Origin of the sequence: Bordetella sp. 15P40C-2 (assembly GCF_009763235.1) — a bacterium.
Taxonomy (GTDB): Bacteria; Pseudomonadota; Gammaproteobacteria; order Burkholderiales; family Burkholderiaceae_B; genus Bordetella_A.
The window spans coordinates 31,655-53,285 of record NZ_WSJA01000057.1 but is presented as its reverse complement, the minus strand read 5'-3'; the positions used below and the strand labels follow the sequence as shown (position 1 = coordinate 53,285).

The window sequence follows — 21,631 nt, the reverse complement described above, 5'->3', positions numbered from 1 at the left end:
TGGCTTTTTGAGCAAGTCATCACCCCAAAAGGCCGACAGTCATGTTCGGCCTTTTTTGTTTTTGTTGTTCGAAGCCTCTTCACACGAGCCGCCTGCCGTGAAATTTTCCTATCGCCTGGACGCATCGCCTCAGTTTGTTCCTTTCTCCAGGCAGCAGCTGCTCGGCATGCATGCGTTAATCAACGGCCAAAAAATCGGCGTTGAGAAATCACAATCGCTGTTTCAGCAGATCGAGGCGCTGGACAGCACGATAGACGACCATGCGTATACGCAATCGCTGCGCCGCTATCGCGGCGAGCGTCGATTGCCTTTGATGATGGGGCTACTCTTTATCGTCGCGGCGCTAAGCTGCGGCGTCGCGACATTGGCCGCTGCCGAAGGCGGCTTGACCAGCATACTGGCCGCCCTACCTTTTGATGCACAATCGCTTTTGCACGGATTGAGCACACTGACCGCAGGACTTTTCGTAGCCTTCGCGCTCGCCCACTTCTACGTGCGCGCCAGGGCCGCCAGACTGACCGGCAAAGGCCTGAGCCGATGGTGGGTCGCGATATTGCAACGCTGGAACCCCGAATTCCTTGCTCGACACGACATCTCGCGCCTCGCGCCCGACGCCATCGCTCAGTTGGTGGCTGTGCACTACCGCATCCAGGATGTGGATCTGGATCTGACGCCCTCCACACGCGAGCCCGAGACGGGCGAGACAACTCAATAATTTCGTGTAGAATAGCGGGCTTGGCTAATTAGGCCTCTGGCGCAATGGCAGAGTGGTTATGCAGCGGATTGCAAATCCGTGTACGTCGGTTCGATTCCGGCTTGCGCCTCCAGTAGATATAAGGCTCTCAGTGATGAGGGCCTTTTTCTTTTGGTGGGGTGTACGTTCAAAACGACGGAGTTTGGGAACAGGTGGGGTGCCGCAAGCAGCGTGGCTAGGGCTGAGCCCCTCAGTCCGGCACCCCGCGCAGCTTTAGCTGACCCAACCCACTGGCAGCCTGATAACGGTCCATAAAGACCCGCCGTTCAGCCTCCCCTATCCCCAGCTCGATCAACGAGCGCCACAAGCGACCCAGATCCGACTGCGCGGCCCAGCGACTGCGGCCGACATACCGGGCAATTTCCCAGTCCAGCAAGACGATTTCAGCCACTGACTCATACCGGACAAAGATTTCCTTTGGGTAGAGATGCCCATGTTTACGTCCTGCCCGGTGTAAGGGCGCGAGCGCCCGCACCAGCGCCGACCAGATATCAAGACGTTGTGCTTGGGTCCATCGACCTTTGCGTATCCCTTCGTCCAGGCTGATATAGCCCGGCAGCTCGCGAGTGACCAGAACCGCTTCCCAGCCGGCCGCGCCCTTGCGCATATCGAAAAACACCGGCTCGGCGGTCGGAACGCCCAGCTTTGCGCAACGATGGATATTCAGCCACTCCCGCAGCAAAGTCGGCCGGCCCGAGGGAAACCGCAGATCGCGATAGACGTGATTGACTTGCCGTTTAACGAAATACGCCCGATCTCCCGCCGGATCGGGGAGTTTCTGAATACCGCTATAGCCTCCGCGGCGTTGGTTCACATCTTCAACCCAGTCGCCATGGGCTTCCCACCATGAAGCGGGCAGCGCGGCCAGAGACGTCTGCGTCTGCGCCTGAGCCCGGGCCTCAGCTTCGATCAACATAGCGCCCCCTTAGAACAAACACACCTTCGTATTAATTGTTTCATTCTATGTCAGTCCCGTCGGGAGATTGGCTAGGACTGTTCCGATTCGGCCGAAGACACCCCGCGGACCTCTGAACGTGTTGTCCGTGCGCGACGAAATCCACATTCGCGGTGAAACGTTGCCTGAAGCCATGCCGCATGCGCGCCACCTAAAGCGTCAGCGTTCTCGCTGGATCTGCGTCCACATCCCTGACGATCTGGTTAAATGCAATCTCTAGGAACACCCCGCCTTCATGTTTATGGATCCTATCGTCAAGCAAGCCCTCGCCCGCTGGCCGAACGTACCGGCCGTCTATGGCTGGCTGTCACTCGATGAGCGCGGCCGCTGGCACATCCACGAACAGGGGGATGCATGCGACGGCGGCCCCGGCGAAAGCATCACGAGCCCACAGATCGTGGGCTTCATCAACCGCAATTACGCCTGCGACGAGCAGGGGCGTTGGTTCTTCCAAAACGGGCCACAGCGCGCTTATGTCCGTTTGGACGCCGCGCCCTACATTTTGCGTGTGGCCGACACCGACGCGAATTTGATCACCCATACAGGCGAAGCCGTATCGCGTATCGATGGGTGGTGGCTGGACGAGGACGGCCGGGTGTATGCCCAGACGGACCTTGGCGGCGGCCTCGTGGACAGTCACGATGTCGAACGCGTGCTATCAGACATCAAGCTCGCAGCCGACGGCGGCGCCCTGCTCGACGTATTGGCGGATAGCTCAGCGCACCTGGCGAATGCACAGCTGCACTATGCCCACTACCGCGAGCCGGCGCTCTGGCACGGCGAAGTCGCGCGAGCGACACTCCCCGACGTGCTGGGGTTTGTCGCAAACCCGCGACCAACCTGAAGGACCTGCGAGCCAGCCACTATCGCGCCACTGCCGCGCATAGCGTCTGGCGCGTTTCCCTGACCGCCTGCCAACCGTTAGAATCACCGGCATGACTGACCGACCGCCCCCGACCTATTTCCCTGCGCCGCGCCGCACGCTGTTCTGTGGCCAATGCGGCTCGTCCCTCAGCCGCCGCGTGCCCGATGGCGATAATCGCGAACGCGACGTCTGCGACCACTGTGGGGCGATCCACTATCAAAACCCCCGCATGGTGGTGGGAACCGTGCCCGTCTGGGAAGGGCGAATCTTGCTATGCCGGCGCGCCATCGAGCCACGCTACAACACATGGACGCTGCCGGCGGGATTCATGGAGCTCAACGAGAGCACTGCTCAGGGCGCCGCCCGGGAAACGCTGGAAGAGGCCGGCGCGCAAATTGAGCTCGGCGCCCTCTTTACCGTGATCGATGTGCCACAGATCGATCAGGTTCATATTTTCTATCTAGCGCAGGCGCTGGGGCCGGAACTCGATCCGGGGCCGGAAAGTCTGGAGGCGCGTTACTACGATGAGTCCGATATCCCATGGGACGAGATTTCGTTTCGGACGGTGAGCACGACGCTGAAGCAATATTTCGATGACCGTCGCAGCGGCAATCTCGGCTGCCATCACTACACCTTGGATTGGCATCGCTGATCCGAGATATGCCCACGTCAGAAACTCACAGTACCCCGCCACTCGCGCCCCAGCCGGGGCCGTATGCCTCTAGCCTAGCGCCGTGAAACTGTACTGGCTTGATACCGAGACCCCATTTCCGCCGGCTGAACTCGCGTTAAATGAGCCTGCGGGCTTGCTGGCCGTGGGCGCGGACCTGTCGCTGGGCCGGCTACAGGACGCGTACGCCAACGGTATCTTTCCCTGGTACAGCGACGGCGAGCCGATACTGTGGTGGAGCCCTGACCCGCGCATGGTGTTGCGTTGCGACGATTTCGCGCCCTCGCACTCGCTGCGTAAACGGTTGCGTCAAATCGCCCGGGAGGAATCTGGCCCCAAGGCGCGGGTGGAGGTCCGTGTAGACACCGCTTTTGCAACCGTGATGCAACACTGCGCTGCACCGCGCGATGGGCAGTCCGGCACGTGGATCACCGATGAAATGCAGCAAGCCTACCTGGACTGGCATCACGCGGGCGGCGCGCATAGTGTGGAGACTTGGATCGATGGGTCCTTGGCTGGCGGTCTGTATGGGATCAGCCTGGGCGGCATGTTTTTTGGTGAATCCATGTTTACCCGGGTGGCCGACGCCTCCAAAATCGCCCTGGCCTATTTGGTGAATTTTCTGCGCTGTCAGGGCGTCAGCTGGATCGATTGCCAACAGCAGACGCGCCACTTGGCCAGTCTGGGCGCCCGGCCGGTAGCACGAGCGGATTTCATCGCCCATGTTCGCGCGGCGACACGTTTAGAGGGTCCACAGTGGTATCCGGGGTGGTTGGATAGCCACGGCGTGCTGCATGCCCGCTCGGTGTCCGCCTCGGCCGCGGCGGGTTAAGGCGAAAGCCAAATCCTCCCTCGCTCGGCGCGCGACTTCAGTATTGCCTACGCCCGCGCACGCGTTAACATGGTTGGCCTGACCACGCACGAGCCGTTACCGGGGCGACCGCAATGAGCCAGTTAAAAGAACTTCCTTTCGCCGCGCTGCAGTTCTATTCGACTGCGCCGTATCCCTGCAGCTATTTACCCGAGCGGCAGGCGCGCTCGCAGGTCGCGGCGCCCGGTCATCTGATCAACGCGGGCACCTATTCGCAACTGGTCGAACAGGGATTTCGCCGCAGTGGTCAGTTCACCTATCGCCCCCATTGCGACAACTGCCGGGCCTGTGTGCCCATCCGTGTCGATGTGGAGCGCTTCACCCCGAATCGCAGCCAGCGCCGCGCCCGGCGGGATCATCAATCCTTGCGCGCGTTCGTAGCAGAGCTGGCCTGGGCGCCAGAACACTACGATCTTTACAGCCGCTATCAGCATGGCCGTCACCCCGGTGGCGGCATGGACGAAGACAGCCGTACGCAGTATGCGCAGTTTCTGCTGACCACGCGGGTCAACACCCGGTTGGTCGAGTTTCGCGATGAGGCGGATGTGCTGCGCATGGTGTCCATCATCGATGTGCTCGACGAAGGCTTATCCTCCGTCTATACCTTTTATGACCCGGACACGCGCGGCAGCTTCGGCACCTACAACGTGATGTGGCAGCTAGAACAATGCCGTGCGCTCGGCCTGCCTTGGCTTTATCTGGGCTACTGGATTCGCGACAGCCGCAAGATGGCCTATAAAGCGAATTTCCGGCCGTTCCAGATGTATGTCGAGGGCGAGTGGCGCGAGGCGTATGGCCTCTAAGACCATTGCGTGTTCCGGCTGACAAATCGGTACAATTGCGCCCCATGTCGATCCTCTTCCAAGCCTACCCCCTGGCGCGTGCGGCGCTGTTCTCCATGGACGCCGAAACCGCGCACGAAGTCACCCTGTCCACCTTGCAGCGCGCATACGACTGCGGTGTCACCCGCAAGCTCATGCACGAGCAGCCGGAGACGCCCACGACGCTCATGGGCCTGACCTTACGCAATCCCGTGGGCTTGGCGGCCGGGCTGGACAAGAACGGCGCGCATATCGACGCGCTGGGCAACCTGGGGTTCGGCTTTGTCGAGGTGGGGACGGTGACGCCGCGAGCGCAGCCGGGCAATCCGAAGCCGCGCATCTTCCGCCTGCCGCGCGCTCAAGCGCTGATCAACCGGCTCGGCTTTAACAACCTGGGTCTGGAAACCTTTATCGCCAATGTGCAGCGCAGCCAATGGCGCCAGCAAGGCGGAATTCTAGGACTCAATATCGGCAAGAACGCCGACACGCCGATCGAACGCGCCGCGGACGATTATGTATTGGGCTTGGCGGGTGTCTATCCGCATGCCGATTATGTGACGGTGAATATTTCCTCGCCCAATACCAAGAACCTGCGCGCGCTACAGGGCGAGGACGAATTGGCCGCCCTGCTGGCCCAGCTGCGTGATAAACGCGCCGAGCTTGCCGACCAGCATCAGCGTCATGTGCCATTACTCGTGAAAATCGCGCCGGATCTGACGGACGCTCAGATCGACGCGATCGCCGATCTGCTGCCCCGCCACGGCATCGACGGAGTAATCGCCACCAACACCACCTTGTCTCGTGACGCGGTCACTGGCCTGCCCCATGCCGAGGAAGCCGGCGGCTTGTCCGGCCCGCCCGTACATGAGCTGTCGCTTGGCGTGATCGCGAAACTGCGGCAGCGCATGGGCACGGACTATCCCATCATCGGCGTGGGCGGTATCGTTTCTGGCAAGCAAGCGCGCGAGAAAATCGCTGCGGGCGCCAACGCGGTACAGGTCTATACCGGACTGATTTACCGCGGCCCCGCGCTCGTGAGCGAGTGCGTACAAGCGATCCGAGGGATGTAAGCCAACGCCTGCAATTCATACAGGCGAAAAAAAGCCATCCCGAGGGATGGCTAATTCCAGCTCTGCTCTTGTCACTCGACATTACTACAGCAAGCAGCGTGCCGACAAGCAAAGGGCATTGCAGGCACGCGCTTGGATGCCTGCGATCAGGCGGCGCGGCGGGCAGTACGGCCGACTTTGCCAGCGGCCTCCGCGGCGTCGGTCGCGGCCTTGAACGTTGCATTGGCGGCGGCGTTCATATTCGACTCGGCGGCTTCCACGGCTTGCTTGGTGGCCTTGGTCAGCGACTCATAGGCGCCATTGACGGTTGCCAGCGAGGACTTCAACAGAGCCACTGCGCTTTCCGAGCCAGTCGGTGCATTTTTCGACAGTTGTTCGACGGCGTCCGCCAACTGTTGCTGCCCTTGCGCGACTTGCGCCTCGGCCAGCTTAGCCAAGTCGCCCTGCACGCCAGCGACGATGTCATACACGTGCTTGCCATAGGCCATGGCTTTTTCCGCGCCCGGCTGGACCAGCGAGGTGGCGAACGCGGCGGCTTCTTGAGGATCCTTGACGGCCAACGCTTGCTGCGAGGTTAGCGCGACCTCGTCCAGCGTCGCCTTGACGACCTTCAAATTCAAGTCCACCAGCTTTTCGAAACCGGAAAACAGCGTGGCCTGCGTCGCGGTAAACGCGTTCAAGGCGGAAAGTTGGCGGTCGAGGACTTGTTGGGGGATAGCGTTCATGGTGGTCTCCGGTGAGCCGGGCGAGCCCGGCTATAGCTATTCGTTACGACGGATAGGGCTAAACGTCTTCGGAACCAATGTGAAGCTAAGGCCGGCGACGTTTGTTGCGCTGCACAAAATCCTATTCTACGGACTTAAATCGGGGTGTCAAGCACTTTTGATGCAACGCAAAAATGCCAGCGGGGCGCCCCGAGGGAGGCAGTACGGGTAATCCCACGTGACTTGAGACCTATTGTTTCTTAAACTGAGCTGCCACCGAAGAACTTTACAAAAATCCCTCTCGGTTTACGCACTATGAATGTCGCCTACCCGGCGACAACAGGAGACTTCATGACATTATTGCCCCGTACGCTCACGGCTTTGCTTGCCGCCAGCGCGCTTTTCGCAGCCGGCGCTGCACAAGCCGAATACCCCGAGCGCCCCGTGACCATGATCGTCCCGTTCGCGGCCGGTGGCCCCACCGATAACGTGGCCCGCTCGCTGGCCGAAGCCATGCGCCCGACGCTTGGCCAGAGCGTGGTGGTGGAAAACAAGACCGGCGCGGGCGGCACGATCGGTACTTCGACAGTCGGACGCGCCGAGCCCGATGGCTACACGGTGTTGCTGATGCATCTGGGCTACAGCACGGCGCCCTCGTTATATAAAAATCCCGGCTATGACCCGGACAAGACCTTCGCCCCGATCGGGCTGGTGGTCGACGTGCCGATGACCATCATCGCCCGCGAGGATTTCCCACCCAACAACATCAACGAGCTGGTGGAATACATCAAGGCCAACAAGGATAAGATCTCGCTGGCCAACGCCGGTATTGGCGCGGCCAGCCATCTGTGCGGCACCATGCTGGTGGACGCGCTGGGCGTCGATCTGTTGACCATCCCCTACAAGGGCACGGCCCCGGCCATGAACGATCTGCTGGGCAAGCAGGTCGATCTGCTGTGTGACCAGACGACCAACACCTCGCAGTACATCGCCGCGAACAAGGTCAAGGCCTATGCGGTGACCAGCCTCAAGCGCGTACCCACCCTGCCGAATCTGCCCACCATGGACGAATCGGGATTCAAGGGTTTCGAGGTCGGGATCTGGCACGGCATGTGGGTGCCCAAAAACACCCCGCAACCGGTGGTGGACAAGCTGGTCAAGTCGCTGCAAGCCGGCATGGCCGATCCGAAATTCAAGGAACGCATGGCGGGTCTGGGCGCTGAAGTCCTGAATGACGAAGCCAATCCGCAAGCCTTGGATGCGAAGGTCAAACAGCAAGTCCCGCAATGGGCTGGACTGTTCAAGAAAGCCAAAATAGAAGCTCAGTAAGCAACAGCAACAATGGCCGGCTGCCCGGCCCGACGGACTTGCGTGGGATAAGCGCCGCGCAAGACCGCCGGGCCGGGTTGTGATTTTTGAGCCATCCCACGTGCAATTGCACGTGTCGAATACGCGCGACGCGAGAAACGCGTGTCCCGCCGCCCGCGCGATTCCGACCGCCCAGGAATGGAACCCGTTGGTCGTAACGGTAACAAAGTCATGAGCCCATCATGACTATGTCCCCATTCAAATATCCCACCACACCGCATCTGCCTGCCTCTCCGGGGGCGCAACGGGATGACAGGCGCCTGCGCACCGATGCCCATTTCGGTGGCCGGCGGGTGATCGTCACGGTCAAAATGGACGGCGAGAACACCTCTCTCTATCGAGATGGCTTTCATGCCCGTTCGGTCGACAGCCGGCATCATCCGTCGCGCGATTGGCTAGCCCGGTTTCATGCGTCGATGGCGTATCGCATTCCCGGCGACATACGCATCTGCGGCGAAAATCTCTATGCGCGTCATTCCATCGCCTATAGCGACTTGCCCAGCTATTTCATGGGTTTTTCGGTGTGGCGCGGTCAGACATGTTTGGACTGGGACACGTCGCTCGACCTGATGACGAATTTAGGGATTACTCCCGTGCCGCTGCTCTATGACGGCGTTTATGAGCGAGCCGCTATCCAGCGATTGATAGCGGGCCTCGATCTTACCCGGGAGGAAGGCGTGGTGATCCGCGTGGCAAGCGCTTTCGATCTGAGGGACTTCGGCGTGTCCGTCGCCAAGTATGTGCGGCCTGGACATGTGCAAACGGACAGTCATTGGATGCAGGCGCCGGTTGTGCCTAATCGACTCAAGGATACGCGCGGCGATAAAGCGCCCACACAACAGGATGGCGCCACGGTTAGCGCGCCATCCGCAACCATCGGGCTGGCATCATTATGATGTGGCAGGACATCCAGAGCCTCGTGCCACCACCCGGCAAGCCCGCTGATTTCAATGATTGCCTGGCTGCCTTTCCCCAATTGGAATTTGCCAAGCTGGCCGAGCAGAATCCGCTTTATCACGGCGAAGGCAATACGTGGATTCACACCATGTTGGTGGTGGAAGCCTTGCTCGCGGACCCTGCCTACCAGCAAGCGAGCCGCGAAGACCGAGAGATCGTGTTTCTGGCGGCCTTGCTTCACGACGTAGCGAAGTACAGCACCACCATAGTCGAACCCACAACCGGCCAGCCGAGCCAGCCCGGTCATTCTCGCAAGGGCGCCATCGACACCCGCATCGCGCTCTGGGAAGCCGGTGCGCCATTCGCTATCCGCGAGGCGGTGTGCAATCTGATCCTTGCCCATCAAGTACCGTTTTTCGCGATGATGGGATCGCGCCGGAAGAAGTCTCCGCAATTCATCGTGCACGAGCTTTCCTGGCAAGTCAGTGTTCCGCTCTTGGGGATGCTGGCGCAAGCCGATATGCGAGGCCGTGTTTATGCGGGCCAGCAACAGGTGCTGGACAATATCGAGCTGTTCCGGGAAGTCGCGCGGGAAGAAGGCTGTTATGGCCTGCCGCGATCTTTCGCGGACGCTCACACGCGCGTGAGCTATTTCCGTGGGGCGGATGTGCATCCCGATTACCCCCTCTTTCAGCGGCCGGGCTCCAAGGTCACGGTCATGAGCGGCTTACCCGCCACAGGCAAGGATACCTGGGTCGCCCAGCATCGCGGCGGCCTGCCGGTGGTGTCTTTTGACGAAGCGCGCCGCGAGCTCGGGCTCAAGCATGGCGAGAATGACGGCAAAGCAGCCCACTACGCCCGTGACCAAGCCAAAGCGTTGCTGCGCGCGCATCGGCCTTTCGTCTGGAACGCGACGCATCTGTCGCCACAGATGCGCGATAGAACGCTGGATCTGCTGTTTGCGTATGACGCCGAAGTGGAATTGATCTACCTGGAGCAGCCACCTGCCGAACTGTTTCGACGCAACTCGCGGCGTGACTCCTCCCTGACCAATAAGACACTGCGAGCCTTGACGCTGAAATGGGAGCCGCCGCTACTGACGGAAGCCCATCAAGTGCATTACCTGACCTGAGCACCCGCGCTGCGGGCACGGCGATGTATCCGCCCCGCTACTGATGAGCCATCAAGAGGTACGCAGCAGCTGCGGCGCCAACCCGGAGCCTGCCGCGCTGCGTTCGTTGGCGGCCAGGGGCTCATACCCCAACGCCTCAGAAATCGAGCGAGCCGATTCCACCAAGGCTTGAATCCATTCGTCTTGCAGACGTTCAGCCGGCGCCGAAATCGACAGACCGGCAACGAGCTTGCCAGTGTCATCGAAAATACCGGCGGCAATACAACGCACGCCGAGCTCGAGTTCTTCGTTATCGCGCGCGTAACCATGACGCCGCACCAAGGCAAGCTCGCGTTCGAGCTTGTCGATGTCGGTCAAGCTATTGCGCGTGTTGCCGGCCAAGCCGGTACGCATGGCATAGGCGCGTACCAAGCGGCTTTCCAGCGTAGACAAAAATAGTTTGCCGGTCGACGTCAAATGCAGCGGCGCACGCCCGCCGATGGCGCGCACCACCTGCATGCCCGAGCGCTCGCTCCACGCACGGTCGATGTAGACGATCTCGTCGCCCTGTTGCACGGACAGGTTGATGGTCTGCCCGGTCAGGCGATGCAGCGCGCGCATGGCCGAGATTGCTGCTTCCCGTACATTGAGCCGACCTTTGACCAGCGAGCCCAATTCCAGCAGGCGCATGCCAAGCTGGTACAGACCATTGTCGACGCGCTCCACATAGCGGCCGACCACCAGATCATTCAGGATGCGGTGCGCGGTCGAAGCATGCAGGCCGGTGGATAGCGCCAGCTCTTTCAGGGTGACCGGGTCGGAATGCGCGGCGAGCGCGTCCAGCAGACGCATTGCCCGTTCAATCACCTGAATCGCGATTGGAGACTGGCTCGTTGACCGTTCGTTATCGGGGTCCGACACATTCGCTGTCATGGCATCGTTCACAAAGAGAGAAATGGCATCCAGGGGCTGCCGCACCGCGCTCTATGATGGTGCAATTGCGGCGATGCAGCATTTTCGGATTTCCCGTATTGTGAAATTTTGCGGGCCGTTTGGCAACTCGCTGGTGCGCGGTGAGCCAAATCAGGGCGTCAATCGACCGCCTAGGCGCAACACTTCCGCCCGCAAGAACGCCAAGGCCTCGGCCGCCTGAGCGGGGTCGCCCTTGACGCCCAGCTCGATATGCGGTGTCTGGCCCACACTGGGCAGACTGAATGCGCTGACTTCCGTCCAACGTTGCTCCAGTGCCTGCATCACCGGCGCGATGCGCGACTCGGGCAGACCGAACGCCAGGAAGGAATGTTCGACGTGAGCGTCCGCATGATGCAACGCGGCATAACGGGTATCCAGTGTCCATTCCAGCATGGGCCACGCCATCACCGGGAAACCGGGCAAGAACGTATGGTCGCGGATAAAGAAGCCGGGAATACGGTTGTAGGGATTTGGGACGATTTCGCATCCCTGGGGAAACACCCCCATCTGGAGCCGTTGCTGGTTTTCGGGAGCCGCCATGTCGGCTGGCGCCTTGCCTTCCTGGGCCATTTCGGCCACGCGCAGCGTGATGGCTGCTTCGGCTTCGGGATGCAGGGCCAGCGGCAAATCGAGCGCGGCGGCGGCCGCCTGACGGGTGTGATCGTCCGGGGTCGCGCCTATGCCGCCACAGCAGAACACGATGTCTTGCGTCGCAAAGCTGCGGCGCAAGGCGGCGGTCAGGGTCGCCCGATCATCCGGCAGAAACTCGGCGCCGGATAAACGTAGGCCGCGCGCGGACAGCAGTTCAATGCATTTGGAAAAATGTTTATCTTGACGGCGTCCGGACAGGATTTCGTCGCCCACGATCAGCATGCGGATCGAGCGGCTTGCAGGCAAAGGTGAGGTCATGGCGGGAGTCGCGACAGAGTCAGGCTGGAAGGACACGTTCTTCTCGCAAACGGCGCAGGGCTTCCAACCCATAATGGGCGTTGACCAGCCCAGCATACACGGGGAGGATAATCCAGGCTGGCGGCAGCAGATTGATCAGAGAGCAGATCAGGCCGATCACCCAGAAGCCGATATTATGACGTTCCAGCAAGATTCGCCGTTCTTCGGGGCTGGCGTGTTCGACAATGGCATCGACGCGCATCATGCGCGAAAATGCAAACGCCCACCAGAAAATCGACAGTACGACTCCCATGGGCGGTATCAGCCAAAACGGCAAGGTGAGCAGCCAGCCTGCGGCAAACACAGCACTGACCCAGATCGCATTCCACACGCTATAAGCCGTGGCGTTACGCCCCTGGCGCGACACGCCAGCATATTCGCGCGCGCTCACATGGCGCAGTACCAGCGGCATCACGAACACCGCGGCAATCGCCAGGCCCAGTATGCCGGATACCGGCAAGAGAATCGCGGCCGCGATCACCGGCACCAGATAGAGCTTTAGCGAGAACAGGCCGATGCCAACCAACCAGGCATCGACATCGTTGACCATTTGCCATTGCGAGGCCTGCACACTGAGCCATTCTGTCAGCGGCGTCCAGAATAGCCATAGCAGCAGCAAGGCGCCCAACAGGGCAATGACGAAAGGCAGCAACACCGCCATCAGCATGTTCGGATGGCATTGAGAGACCAAGGCGCGTTTGAAGGCTTGCGCCACGCCGGCCGTGCCGGAGGCGGCACGCTGAACGGAAGAAGAGACAGCGTACTCGGGACGAGGTGGAATCATATCGAGGACCCGCGGGTTTACATGCCGGGTATCATAGTCTCAAACCCGTTACGCTTTCATCGACATGGCTTTACTTGAACCCGGTTCAGACACGGCTGCCTTGCGCAGCGCTTTGCAGGTCCTCCCCGCCGACGGATGCCTGGTTGCCTGTTTCTGCGCCGCATGGTGCGACACCTGCGCGCAATACCGCCCAAAATTCGCCGCCCTGGCCGAGCAGTACCCCGAGCGCGTGTTCGTGTGGATCGACATCGAGGATCACCCAGAGCTGTTGGGTGATGAGGATGTCGAAAATTTCCCGACGCTGCTAGTGCAGTTCGGATCGCGCGTGCTGTTTTATGGAACGATGCTGCCGCACATCGGGCATCTGGAAAGGCTGTTGGAAAGCCTCACGCCGCAAAGTCCGGCCGTGCAGACGCAGTTGCCGGATCTGCCTACAGCGTTATTGAGCGTCTAGCGCGTAGCGTTATCGGGCGGCCTTTGGGGGCCGCCTCGCTTGCTATACAGAAAGTTAAGCGCCGCTAGGCTTGCCGCGTCCACCCAACAGAACCGCGAGTTGACGCTTCGGCGTGCTGGGCCGCTCTTCGGGCTGAGCTTGCACCGCGGACGTGGCGGAAGGCGACGGCTCGTACGGTTTGTAGAAGAAATCATCCGCCGGCTGACGTGACGCGGTCTGGCCGTAGCCGCTGCTGCGGCGATCGCGGCTGCGCGGCTCGCGCGTGTGGCTGCGAGCGACCAAGGCCTGCGGAACGTCCAGCTGGCCGCGCGGCACGGGGCGTTTGGTCAGCTTTTCGATATCCAGCAGATAACGCTCTTCTTCGGGGGTGAAGAACGCGATGGCCTCGCCCGATGCGCCCGCACGGCCGGTACGACCGATACGGTGAACATAATCCTCGGCATTGTGCGGCAGATCGTAGTTGATCACGCAGGGCACGCCCGCGACATCGAGCCCGCGCGCGGCGACATCGGTCGCCACCAGCACTTCGAGTTCGCCGGCCTTGAACGCCTCCAGGGCCTTCATGCGATCGGCTTGGCTCTTGTCACCATGAATGGACTCGGCCCTGACGCCATCGCGCTCGAGTTCACGCGCCAGACGCGCCGTACCGATCTTGGTGTTCGAGAACACGATGACCTGTTTGAGGCCCTTGGACTTCACCAGATGCACGACCGCGGCGCGCTTGGCGTCGCTCGGCATTTGATAGGCGATCTGGGTCACCGTATCGGCCGTGGCGTTACGCGCAGCGACTTCGATTTCGACCGGTTGGTTCAGATAGGTACGGCCCAGTTTGCGAATCTCGTTGCTGAACGTGGCCGAGAACAAAAGCCCCTGGCGTTGCGCCGGCAACAACCGCACGATGCGATCGAGATCGGGCAAAAAGCCCATGTCCAGCATACGGTCGGCTTCATCCAGCACCAGAATGCCGACCTGGCTGAGGTTGACGGTTTTCTGTTCGACGTGATCCAGCAGGCGACCCGGCGTGGCCACCAGGATCTCGCAACCGCGGCGCAAGGCCTCTTTTTGCGGGCCGATATCCACGCCACCGAACACCACGGCCGAACGCAGCGGCGTGTGTTTGCTATAGCGTTTGACGCTTTCATAGACCTGATCGGCCAGCTCGCGCGTCGGCGCCAGGATCAATGCCCGCACCGGATGTCGGGCAGGCGATGCGCTGGTATTGGCCAGCGGCATCAGGCGGTGCAAGATGGGCAGCGTAAACGCCGCGGTCTTACCCGTGCCGGTCTGTGCCGCCCCCATCACATCCCGACCCGATATGACTGCCGGCAACGCCTGCGCCTGAATGGGAGTCGGGGTGGTATAGCCGGTATCGATCACCGACTGTAGCAACTGTGGATGCAGCCCGAAGTCGGCGAATGTCGGTGCGGGAGTATCAGAGGTGGGGACTGCGGATTGGGTAGTGTCAGTCATCAGGATGGGCAGATGCCGGGGCAACGAAAAAGAACAAAACGAGAAAGTGCAGCTAAGCCCGGATTGCTGTGGATAACTTTATTTTAGCGCAACCGGCCATACTACCAGAGTTGCGATAGCAAAAACACATCGATCGGGACCGGATCAGGCTCAACCGGCCAGCCAGCGCAAGCCCCATAACGAGACCATGCCAACCACGATCACCAGCACGGCGCTGCGAAAGCGTAAGAACACCAAAATGCTCGCGATGGCGGCCACCAGCCGGTAATCGAACGCCGGGCCGGTGTCCGCCTTCCAGGGCATCAGGTCAGGCACCAAGATGGCGGTCAGCGCGGCGGCGGGCGCATAGCGCAATGCACGCCGCACGACATCGGGCAGGGGCAGATAATCGCCAAACACCATATAGCCGGCGCGGGTCAGCACGCTGCATACAGTGAGCAGCGCGATGGCACTATAAACGTAAATTTCGGACGGCCAGAGATTCATTTGGCGCCTTTCTTGAAAAATCGTTCGGCCAGCATCCCGGACACGATCCCGGTCACGACGGCGGCGACCAGCCCCAGGCGCAGCGGCAGCAGTTGCCCCACCCACGCCACGATCCCCGCGGCCAACATGGAAATCAGCATGGGCTTGGAATTGGCCAGCGGGATGGTGATGGCCAGCAAAGCCAGCACGGCGGCAAAATCCAGCGACCAGTCCGTGGGGACGATCCCGCCCAGATAGATGCCGACGATGGATGCAGCCTGCCACGTGAGCCAGCCCGGCACGATGGTCCCAAGGAAGAACCACAGCTGCTCGCGCGTACCCCGGTCGGCGTCATCGCCGTACTTCGACATGAAAAATACAAACCCCATATCCGTCGTGAAATAGCCTAGCCCGAGCCGGCGAGGCCAGGACAGATGACGAAAATAGGGGTGCAGCGCCGCGCCGAAAATAATGAAGCGCAGATTCACGACAAAACCCGCCATGAAGATCAACCATAGCGGCGCGCCGGCGGCGATAAGCGGCAAGGAAGTGAGCTGCGCGGATCCGGCATACATCATCAGCGTCATGGCCAGTGCCATGGACTCGGTCAGGCCCGACTTGACCATGGCCACGCCTGTGACCATGCCCCATGTCCCGGTGGCAATCAGCGCCGGCACGACGGTACGCACACCTTGGCGGAATGCCACCAAACGCTCCTGCCGGATCAATTTTGAATCAATGTTGGAACCGCTGACGGACTCACGGGGCACGGCAAAACCCTAGTAGGAACACACGGGACGGCATGGAATTCATCGGCGATAGAATCCCGCACGCCGCAGCATGGGCGCATCGTCCGATGTCGTAGGCCGACACCCGACGCTAAACCGGGCATTGTACCTCTGCTGCTTGATACAATAGCGCCTCTTGATAGGGGAACACTATGTCGATGGCGGATCGCGACAGCTTTATCCGGTACGACCGTACGCGCTTGGCGTGGCGTGACACCACCGTGGCGACGCGTCCCCTGCACGGCAACGCAGGTTTCCCCCTGACGGAACTTTTCGTAGGGTTCCCCTCTCTGGTCTCATAACTCGTCTTTTTCAGGAAAACTCATGACCGCTGCCGCCTCTGCCGCCGCGCCCGCCCAGGATATCGTTGAAGTCGGCGCTGAAGACCTGCCCGTCTATTGCCCCGGCCCGAAGGCGCCGCTCTGGAGCATGCACCCGCGCGTGTTCCTGGACGTCACCCATACCGGATCGGCCCGTTGTGCTTACTGTGGCACCGAGTATCGGCTCAAGCCCGGCACCGTGGTGCGCGGTCACTGAGACCGTCGCGTCTTAACCTGCCCGCTCCTCACTCATGTTCGCCACGCCCGAAGAAGCCGAACAAGCGTTTTACGAAGCGCTTGAGCAAGCCGACACTGTCCGCCTGATGCAAATCTGGGCCGACGACGAGGAAGTCATTTGTATCCATCCTGGCGGTTTGCGCGCGGTGGGGCAAGCGGCCGTCCATGAGTGCTGGCAGCAGACACTGGCGCCCGGGCCGCTGCGTATCCGTCCCCTACGCGTTCAAGCGCTGCAAACGATGATGTGTTCGGTCCACACCGTGGTGGAACAGGTCACCATAAACGGCCGGGGAAGCACGCAGTACGCCCATTGCTACGCCACCAACGTCTATCACAAGGGCCCCACGGGCTGGCGCATGGTGCTACATCATGCCTCGCCCGCGCCCGCCGAGGCCGAGGTGCTGGACTTGTACGACGTGCCCGAGCGGCTGCATTAGGACGGATGGTTCGCGTGTCCATCGCCCGTCTCGATACATCGCCTTGTCCCGTTCCCGCCTGGCTCCCCGACCGTCATAGCCAGACGATTTATGCTGCCTTTTTTGCGCAGCATCACAGCATTGCGTTCGTACGCCAGCGCGTAGAAACACCGGACACGGATTTCATTGATATCGATTGGACCGGGCCGGGGCTGTTCCCGCACAAGCGCGCGAACGGTCAGCCAATCGATTCGGCTTCGCCCGTCGTGTCGGGAAAGACGGCCGCAGCGCGTTGGATTACCGATGAAGACTGGCTGTCTTTGCCGCAAACGCCGGACACGCCGGCGCTATTGCTTTTCCATGGTCTGGAAGGCGGCAGTCTGAGCCGGTATGCGCAATCCATTGCGCATCATTTCCGGGCGCGTGGCTGGATAGTCGCGGTCGCGCATTTTCGCGGCTGCTCCGGCACACCCAACCGGCTGGCGCGCGCCTACTATTCGGGGGACTCTACCGAGGTCGGTTTTATGCTGGATACCGTGCGGGCTCGCATTCCGCACGCGCGCTGGCATGCCGTGGGGGTATCGCTGGGAGGCAATGCGCTACTGAAATATATCGGCGAGCAGCAGAGTCAGGTGTCATGGCTGGCTGCTTGCGCGGGCGTGTCCGTGCCGCTGGATCTGGTGGCGGGCGGCAATGCGCTTTCGCATGGCGTGTTCAACCGGCGCGTGTATACCGCTTATTTCTTGAAGACCATGAAGCACAAGGTCCTGGAAAAAGCGCGGCGCTTTCCCGGCGCCATCGACGTGATGCGCATTGCCCATGCGCGTGACCTGCGCGACTTTGATGATGCCTATACCGCGCCGATGCACGGGTTTCGCAATGCGCTGGATTATTGGACACGCGCGTCCAGTAAGCCGTGGCTGGCGAGCGTGGAGATCCCGACGCTGGTGTTGAACGCGCGAAACGATCCGTTCATGCCAGAGAGCGCCCTGCCCTTGCCGCGCGAATGCTCGAGCCATGTGCTGCTGCATCAGCCTGCTCAGGGCGGCCACGCGGGCTTTCCGACGGGCGCATTTCCCGGCCATCTGAACTGGTTGCCGCAGCGGCTGCAACGGTTCTTCGAAACCGGTCAATAGCGGCTCAGCAGCGCGCGGCCGTCCGGGCCCCTATTCGGACGACCGCCCGATCTTTATCCTGATAACGGTCACGCTGTCCTTTTCGAGCCCTATCAGCCTTTAAATCGTTCAAGCAGTTCGCGCTCCTGAGCAAGGCGTTCCTTCACATCGCGAATCTGCACGTCGATCTGCGATTGTTCGTAGAAATCCTTGGAGAGATTGCGCGCTTGCTGCAGCTGCGCCTCGGCTGCGGCGTAGGCGCCGGTCAACACGTAATAACGCGCCATGTCTCGGCGTGCTTCGACGGGGTGCCCGTTGCGCTCTTCGCTATAAGCCAGCATCTGGTAGAGCCCAGGCTCATCATCGCCCCATTGCTTGATGCGCTCGCGCAGATAACTCTGCGCCTCGGCGTGGCGACCCACGCCTTGTAGTGCCTGTGCGTACGCAATGCCCAATGCGCGCTGCTGCGGCCAGCGTTTGATGGCCGCTGCGGCAAGCTGCAGCGCCTGTGCGCCGTCCCTGCGCGCCGCCGCCAGATCAATCGCCAGCCGCGCGAGCTGGGGCGAACTGCGCCCGCCCGCCTCCGCTCGTTCCAGATACCGCTGGGCCTCGTCGATTTGATTGCGCTGAAACGCCTGCAGCGCGAGCCCATAGAAAGCCGCGGATTGCTGTACCCCCGTCAACCGGCGGGAGTCGTCCTGCAGCACCTGGGTCGCCGATCGCAGGCTGACGGCGTCACGACCTTGAATCACGCGCATCTTGGCACGTATGTACCAATAGTCGTCGCTGTCGGTGTATTTTTCCGCAGGCAGATTGCGCACCCGGTTTTGGATATCGGACATCCGCTCAATCGACAAGGGGTGAGTGCTGGCCCACGCCCCACCCCCTGTACCCTCGTTCAGACGCGAGGCGCCCATCAAGCGCGAGAACATGCGCACCATTCCATCGGGATCGTAGCCGGCCCGGGTCAGCATCGTGAAACCAGCGCGGTCCGCCTCGCGTTCGGCGTCGCGCGAAAAGCCCAATTGCTGGTTGATTGCAGCCGCCTGCCCGAACGCGGCGACACCCACGGCCAGGTTTCCGCCCCCGCCCGCCAACGCGGCAAGCAGCGCCGCGGCCAGACTGGCCATCATCACCACACCGCTCTGATTCTGTTGCGTCATGCCGCGGGCAATGTGACGCTGCACCACATGGCCGATTTCGTGAGCGAGCACGGAGGCAAGCTCCGCTTCGCTCGTCGATTGCACAATCAGGCCGCTATTGACCCCGATGAATCCCCCGGGCATCGCAAACGCGTTGATCTGCGGGTCGCGCACGCCAAACATCTCGACATCGGGCACCGCGCCGGGCGCGAAATTAGCCAGCTTGCGTCCCAGCGTGGTCAGGTACTGTGTGACTTCCGGATCGTTGATGAAGGTGGGATCCCGCCTGCCTTGGGCCATGATGGCCTCGCCCAGTTGACGTTCCAGCGCGGGCGATAAATCGGCCGAGGACGCCGCTCCCATGGAAGGCAAGCCTACAGGCTGCGCGACGGCCGGAGCCAGCGGAAGCGCCACGGCCAAGCCCAACAAGCCAGCCAGGCAGCGCATCACAAGCGGTTTGCGAAAATTCGAATAGCGGCGGTTCATGGCAATATGATAGCTATGAGCCGTAAAAGTTTTCATCAAACAATGAAGATCAGCCGAGGCAGACATGCGTCCCATTCGTAAAGCTGTTTTTCCCGTCGCCGGACTGGGCACGCGTTTCCTTCCTGCCACCAAGGCGATGCCGAAAGAAATGTTGCCTGTCGTGGATAAGCCTTTGATCCAATATGCGGTCGAAGAAGCGGTCGCGGCGGGGGTAACCGATCTGATTTTTGTCACGGGCCGAAATAAGCGCGCCATCGAAGACCACTTCGACTCGGCACCCGAACTGGAATCGGAATTGGAACGCAAGGGCAAGCATGACCTGCTGGAATTGGTGCGCAATATCCTGCCTGGCCACGTTAACTGCGTCTACATCCGCCAACCGGCGCCGCTGGGGCTTGGGCATGCCGTCCTGACCGCCGCGGCCGCCGTGGGCCGCGAGCCATTCGCGGTGTTATTGGCAGACGATTTGATCGATGCCGAAACCCCAGCTCTGACTCAGTTGATCCAGGCCGCCTATGCGCAGGATGCCAGTGTGGTGGGTGTGCAGGATGTGCCGCGCGAAGACACCAACAAATACGGGATCGTGGCCGCCGAGCCCATCGACGATCGCTCCGCGCTCGTGTCGCACATTGTCGAAAAACCCAGCCCCGACCAAGCACCGTCGACGCTGGCCGTGGTGGGTCGTTATGTGCTGGAGGCCGAGATCTTCGATCATCTGCGCGCCACGCAGGCGGGCGCCGGCAATGAAATTCAATTGACCGACGGTATTGCGTCCCTGCTGAAAGAACGCCGGGTCATCGCTCACCGTTATGAGGGAAGACGCTACGACTGCGGCAGCAAGGCCGGGATGTTCGAGGCGACCGTGACGCTTGGGCGTAAGTACCACGGCCTGATCTGAGATGGAGGGCCGGCCGGTATCAGGGGCCGCCCGAGATCACGGACTCGCCTGCGAGTAACGCACGGCACGATCCTCGGGACGCAGTCTGCCTTTGCCGGACAGTCGCATCAGGGTGCCTAGCGCCACCATCAGCCCGATGACTTCGACAAAGGCGGCGGGGATCCACATCGTCAATCCGCCTATCATCTGATCGGTCTGCGCGGACATGCCGATGGCACGTCCGCAGAGTTCGAACAGCGGATAGATATCTCTTTCCGTAAACGTGATGATCGCCCCGGCCACCATCTGTGGCGCCATGGTGAGCACCGGCGAAATAACGCGTCCGCCGGGACTCATGGCCGCGGGCGGGCTGGGACGGCGATCCAGAATCAGATTCCAGTACATGAACCCACTGATCACTACCGACCAATTCATCAAACGATACAGGCGCCAGTCCAGCATGGAATAAAACTGCACCGTCGGCAGCAACCACACCAAGACCAGGAAAACGAAAAGCGCCGGTACGAAATAGGAGTTGGTCAGCACGCCGACCAGGACGCGCGCCCCTCGGGTCTGGAGAAAATCTCGCAAGCGCCTGCGCCAATGCAAGGGCAGGCCGGCGCGCATCGCGGACCCGGGGAACGCCGCCATGACCAGTAGTGGTCCAAGGTGATGCAGCACCAAGTGCTGAATGCGATGAATGAAGAACATCCGCTCGGCGTAATAGTCGACCCGCGTGTGGAGCGACAGATACAGCAGCACCAAGCCCGTCCAGAACAGCCATTGCCGGGCGAGCGTCACGCGATGGACCCGTCTGCCGCGCAAAAATAGCACGATAGCCACGCCAAACGCGGCCAGCAGGGTTGGGGAGAACTCCCAGGGGACGAGCCAAGCGAGATGATCCATGCCACCATCCGTGATGCTCGACGAGGGACGGGCTGGCCCGTGCGATGCGAGCGACGAACCATTGTAGAGCAGTGCCGAGGAGAGGTGCGGCCGGCTAGGTGCGGCCGGCTAGGTGCGGCCGCCAAGGCGCGGCCAGTGAGACGCGGCTCGGGGAGGCCCGGCCGC

At 61.3% G+C, this 21,631-nt stretch carries 24 protein-coding genes and 1 tRNA gene; 15 read left to right on the top strand and 10 right to left on the bottom strand.

Features of this window, described 5'->3' with window-relative positions; translation table 11 throughout:
• Positions 1-97: 97 nt before the first annotated feature.
• Both GOQ25_RS18555 and GOQ25_RS18550 read left to right on the top strand, forming a co-directional pair.
• Positions 98-715 carry a DUF6097 family protein gene (locus GOQ25_RS18555; protein WP_160351955.1) on the top strand — a complete coding sequence of 206 codons (618 nt, stop codon included), beginning with the start codon at positions 98-100 and terminating at the stop codon, positions 713-715.
• Positions 716-753: 38 nt separating this feature from the next.
• A tRNA-Cys gene (locus GOQ25_RS18550) sits at positions 754-827 on the top strand.
• 117 nt (positions 828-944) lie between these two features.
• On the opposite strand, the gene GOQ25_RS18545 is transcribed toward GOQ25_RS18550, so the two are convergent.
• The gene (locus tag GOQ25_RS18545; RefSeq protein WP_160351954.1) at positions 945-1,670 is read right to left on the bottom strand and encodes a lipopolysaccharide kinase InaA family protein; all 726 of its coding nucleotides are present in this window, start codon (positions 1,668-1,670) and stop codon (positions 945-947) included.
• Between the two features lie 280 nt (positions 1,671-1,950).
• Here GOQ25_RS18545 and GOQ25_RS18540 point away from each other — a divergent pair, with 280 nt between their 5' ends.
• The 5 genes from GOQ25_RS18540 (at position 1,951) to GOQ25_RS18520 (ending at position 6,006) form a co-directional block, all read left to right on the top strand.
• Positions 1,951-2,553 carry a DUF2946 family protein gene (locus GOQ25_RS18540; RefSeq protein ID WP_160352038.1) on the top strand — a complete coding sequence of 201 codons (603 nt, stop codon included), beginning with the start codon at positions 1,951-1,953 and terminating at the stop codon, positions 2,551-2,553.
• Between the two features lie 91 nt (positions 2,554-2,644).
• Positions 2,645-3,226 carry an NUDIX hydrolase gene (locus GOQ25_RS18535; RefSeq protein WP_160351953.1) on the top strand — a complete coding sequence of 194 codons (582 nt, stop codon included), beginning with the start codon at positions 2,645-2,647 and terminating at the stop codon, positions 3,224-3,226.
• A gap of 82 nt (positions 3,227-3,308) precedes the next feature.
• Positions 3,309-4,076, top strand: a complete 768-nt coding sequence (gene aat, locus GOQ25_RS18530; RefSeq protein WP_160351952.1) for a leucyl/phenylalanyl-tRNA--protein transferase — start codon at positions 3,309-3,311, stop codon at positions 4,074-4,076.
• 113 nt (positions 4,077-4,189) lie between these two features.
• A complete protein-coding gene (locus tag GOQ25_RS18525; RefSeq protein ID WP_160351951.1) occupies positions 4,190-4,918 on the top strand; it encodes an arginyltransferase in 729 nt (242 codons plus the stop codon).
• Between the two features lie 44 nt (positions 4,919-4,962).
• Complete coding sequence (locus GOQ25_RS18520) at positions 4,963-6,006, top strand: quinone-dependent dihydroorotate dehydrogenase (RefSeq protein ID WP_160351950.1); 1,044 nt, start codon at positions 4,963-4,965, stop codon at positions 6,004-6,006.
• A 146-nt stretch (positions 6,007-6,152) separates the two neighbouring features.
• On the opposite strand, the gene phaP is transcribed toward GOQ25_RS18520, so the two are convergent.
• Positions 6,153-6,731, bottom strand: coding sequence for a TIGR01841 family phasin (phaP, locus tag GOQ25_RS18515; protein WP_160351949.1), 579 nt, complete (start codon positions 6,729-6,731; stop codon positions 6,153-6,155).
• Positions 6,732-7,061: 330 nt separating this feature from the next.
• On the opposite strand from phaP, the gene GOQ25_RS18510 reads away from it, so the two are divergent.
• From GOQ25_RS18510 to GOQ25_RS18500, 3 genes are all read left to right on the top strand, one after another.
• A complete protein-coding gene (locus GOQ25_RS18510) occupies positions 7,062-8,039 on the top strand; it encodes a tripartite tricarboxylate transporter substrate binding protein BugD (protein WP_160351948.1) in 978 nt (325 codons plus the stop codon).
• A 221-nt stretch (positions 8,040-8,260) separates the two neighbouring features.
• Entirely contained in the window at positions 8,261-8,974 is a 714-nt protein-coding gene (locus GOQ25_RS18505; protein WP_160351947.1) for an RNA ligase family protein, read from the top strand.
• Positions 8,971-10,107 carry an AAA family ATPase gene (locus GOQ25_RS18500; RefSeq protein WP_160351946.1) on the top strand — a complete coding sequence of 379 codons (1,137 nt, stop codon included), beginning with the start codon at positions 8,971-8,973 and terminating at the stop codon, positions 10,105-10,107. The genes GOQ25_RS18505 and GOQ25_RS18500 overlap by 4 nt, the downstream gene beginning before the upstream one ends.
• Positions 10,108-10,158: 51 nt before the next feature.
• Here GOQ25_RS18500 and GOQ25_RS18495 read toward each other — a convergent pair whose 3' ends face one another.
• The 3 genes from GOQ25_RS18495 to GOQ25_RS18485 form a co-directional block, all read right to left on the bottom strand.
• Positions 10,159-11,019, bottom strand: coding sequence for an IclR family transcriptional regulator (locus tag GOQ25_RS18495; protein WP_160351945.1), 861 nt, complete (start codon positions 11,017-11,019; stop codon positions 10,159-10,161).
• A 150-nt stretch (positions 11,020-11,169) separates the two neighbouring features.
• Positions 11,170-11,967, bottom strand: a complete 798-nt coding sequence (locus GOQ25_RS18490; protein ID WP_160351944.1) for a molybdopterin-binding protein — start codon at positions 11,965-11,967, stop codon at positions 11,170-11,172.
• Between the two features lie 19 nt (positions 11,968-11,986).
• On the bottom strand, positions 11,987-12,790 hold the full coding sequence (locus GOQ25_RS18485; protein ID WP_160351943.1) for an EI24 domain-containing protein: 804 nt from the start codon (positions 12,788-12,790) through the stop codon (positions 11,987-11,989).
• A 64-nt stretch (positions 12,791-12,854) separates the two neighbouring features.
• Here GOQ25_RS18485 and GOQ25_RS18480 point away from each other — a divergent pair, with 64 nt between their 5' ends.
• Positions 12,855-13,244 carry a thioredoxin family protein gene (locus tag GOQ25_RS18480; protein WP_160351942.1) on the top strand — a complete coding sequence of 130 codons (390 nt, stop codon included), beginning with the start codon at positions 12,855-12,857 and terminating at the stop codon, positions 13,242-13,244.
• 54 nt (positions 13,245-13,298) lie between these two features.
• Here GOQ25_RS18480 and GOQ25_RS18475 read toward each other — a convergent pair whose 3' ends face one another.
• The 3 genes from GOQ25_RS18475 to GOQ25_RS18465 form a co-directional block, all read right to left on the bottom strand.
• A complete protein-coding gene (locus tag GOQ25_RS18475; RefSeq protein ID WP_202109535.1) occupies positions 13,299-14,714 on the bottom strand; it encodes a DEAD/DEAH box helicase in 1,416 nt (471 codons plus the stop codon).
• 150 nt (positions 14,715-14,864) lie between these two features.
• Positions 14,865-15,200, bottom strand: a complete 336-nt coding sequence (locus GOQ25_RS18470; protein WP_160351941.1) for an AzlD domain-containing protein — start codon at positions 15,198-15,200, stop codon at positions 14,865-14,867.
• A complete protein-coding gene (locus GOQ25_RS18465; RefSeq protein ID WP_160352036.1) occupies positions 15,197-15,868 on the bottom strand; it encodes an AzlC family ABC transporter permease in 672 nt (223 codons plus the stop codon). The genes GOQ25_RS18470 and GOQ25_RS18465 overlap by 4 nt, the downstream gene beginning before the upstream one ends.
• A 423-nt stretch (positions 15,869-16,291) precedes the next feature.
• Between GOQ25_RS18465 and GOQ25_RS18460 the strand changes: the two genes are divergently transcribed.
• From GOQ25_RS18460 to GOQ25_RS18450, 3 genes are read left to right on the top strand one after another with little or no spacing between them, the layout of a single operon-like run.
• Positions 16,292-16,504, top strand: a complete 213-nt coding sequence (locus GOQ25_RS18460) for a zinc-finger domain-containing protein (RefSeq protein WP_160351940.1) — start codon at positions 16,292-16,294, stop codon at positions 16,502-16,504.
• A gap of 34 nt (positions 16,505-16,538) precedes the next feature.
• A complete protein-coding gene (locus GOQ25_RS18455) occupies positions 16,539-16,961 on the top strand; it encodes a nuclear transport factor 2 family protein (protein WP_160351939.1) in 423 nt (140 codons plus the stop codon).
• Between the two features lie 5 nt (positions 16,962-16,966).
• Positions 16,967-18,076, top strand: a complete 1,110-nt coding sequence (locus GOQ25_RS18450) for a YheT family hydrolase (protein ID WP_202109534.1) — start codon at positions 16,967-16,969, stop codon at positions 18,074-18,076.
• A gap of 92 nt (positions 18,077-18,168) precedes the next feature.
• Here GOQ25_RS18450 and GOQ25_RS18445 read toward each other — a convergent pair whose 3' ends face one another.
• On the bottom strand, positions 18,169-19,683 hold the full coding sequence (locus tag GOQ25_RS18445; RefSeq protein WP_160351937.1) for a M48 family metalloprotease: 1,515 nt from the start codon (positions 19,681-19,683) through the stop codon (positions 18,169-18,171).
• 64 nt (positions 19,684-19,747) lie between these two features.
• Between GOQ25_RS18445 and galU the strand changes: the two genes are divergently transcribed.
• A complete protein-coding gene (galU, locus tag GOQ25_RS18440) occupies positions 19,748-20,581 on the top strand; it encodes a UTP--glucose-1-phosphate uridylyltransferase GalU (protein WP_160351936.1) in 834 nt (277 codons plus the stop codon).
• A 36-nt stretch (positions 20,582-20,617) separates the two neighbouring features.
• Here galU and GOQ25_RS18435 read toward each other — a convergent pair whose 3' ends face one another.
• Positions 20,618-21,466 (bottom strand): cytochrome c oxidase assembly protein, encoded by an 849-nt coding sequence (locus GOQ25_RS18435; RefSeq protein WP_160351935.1) that lies wholly within the window; start codon positions 21,464-21,466, stop codon positions 20,618-20,620.
• Between the last annotated feature and the right edge of the window lie 165 nt (positions 21,467-21,631).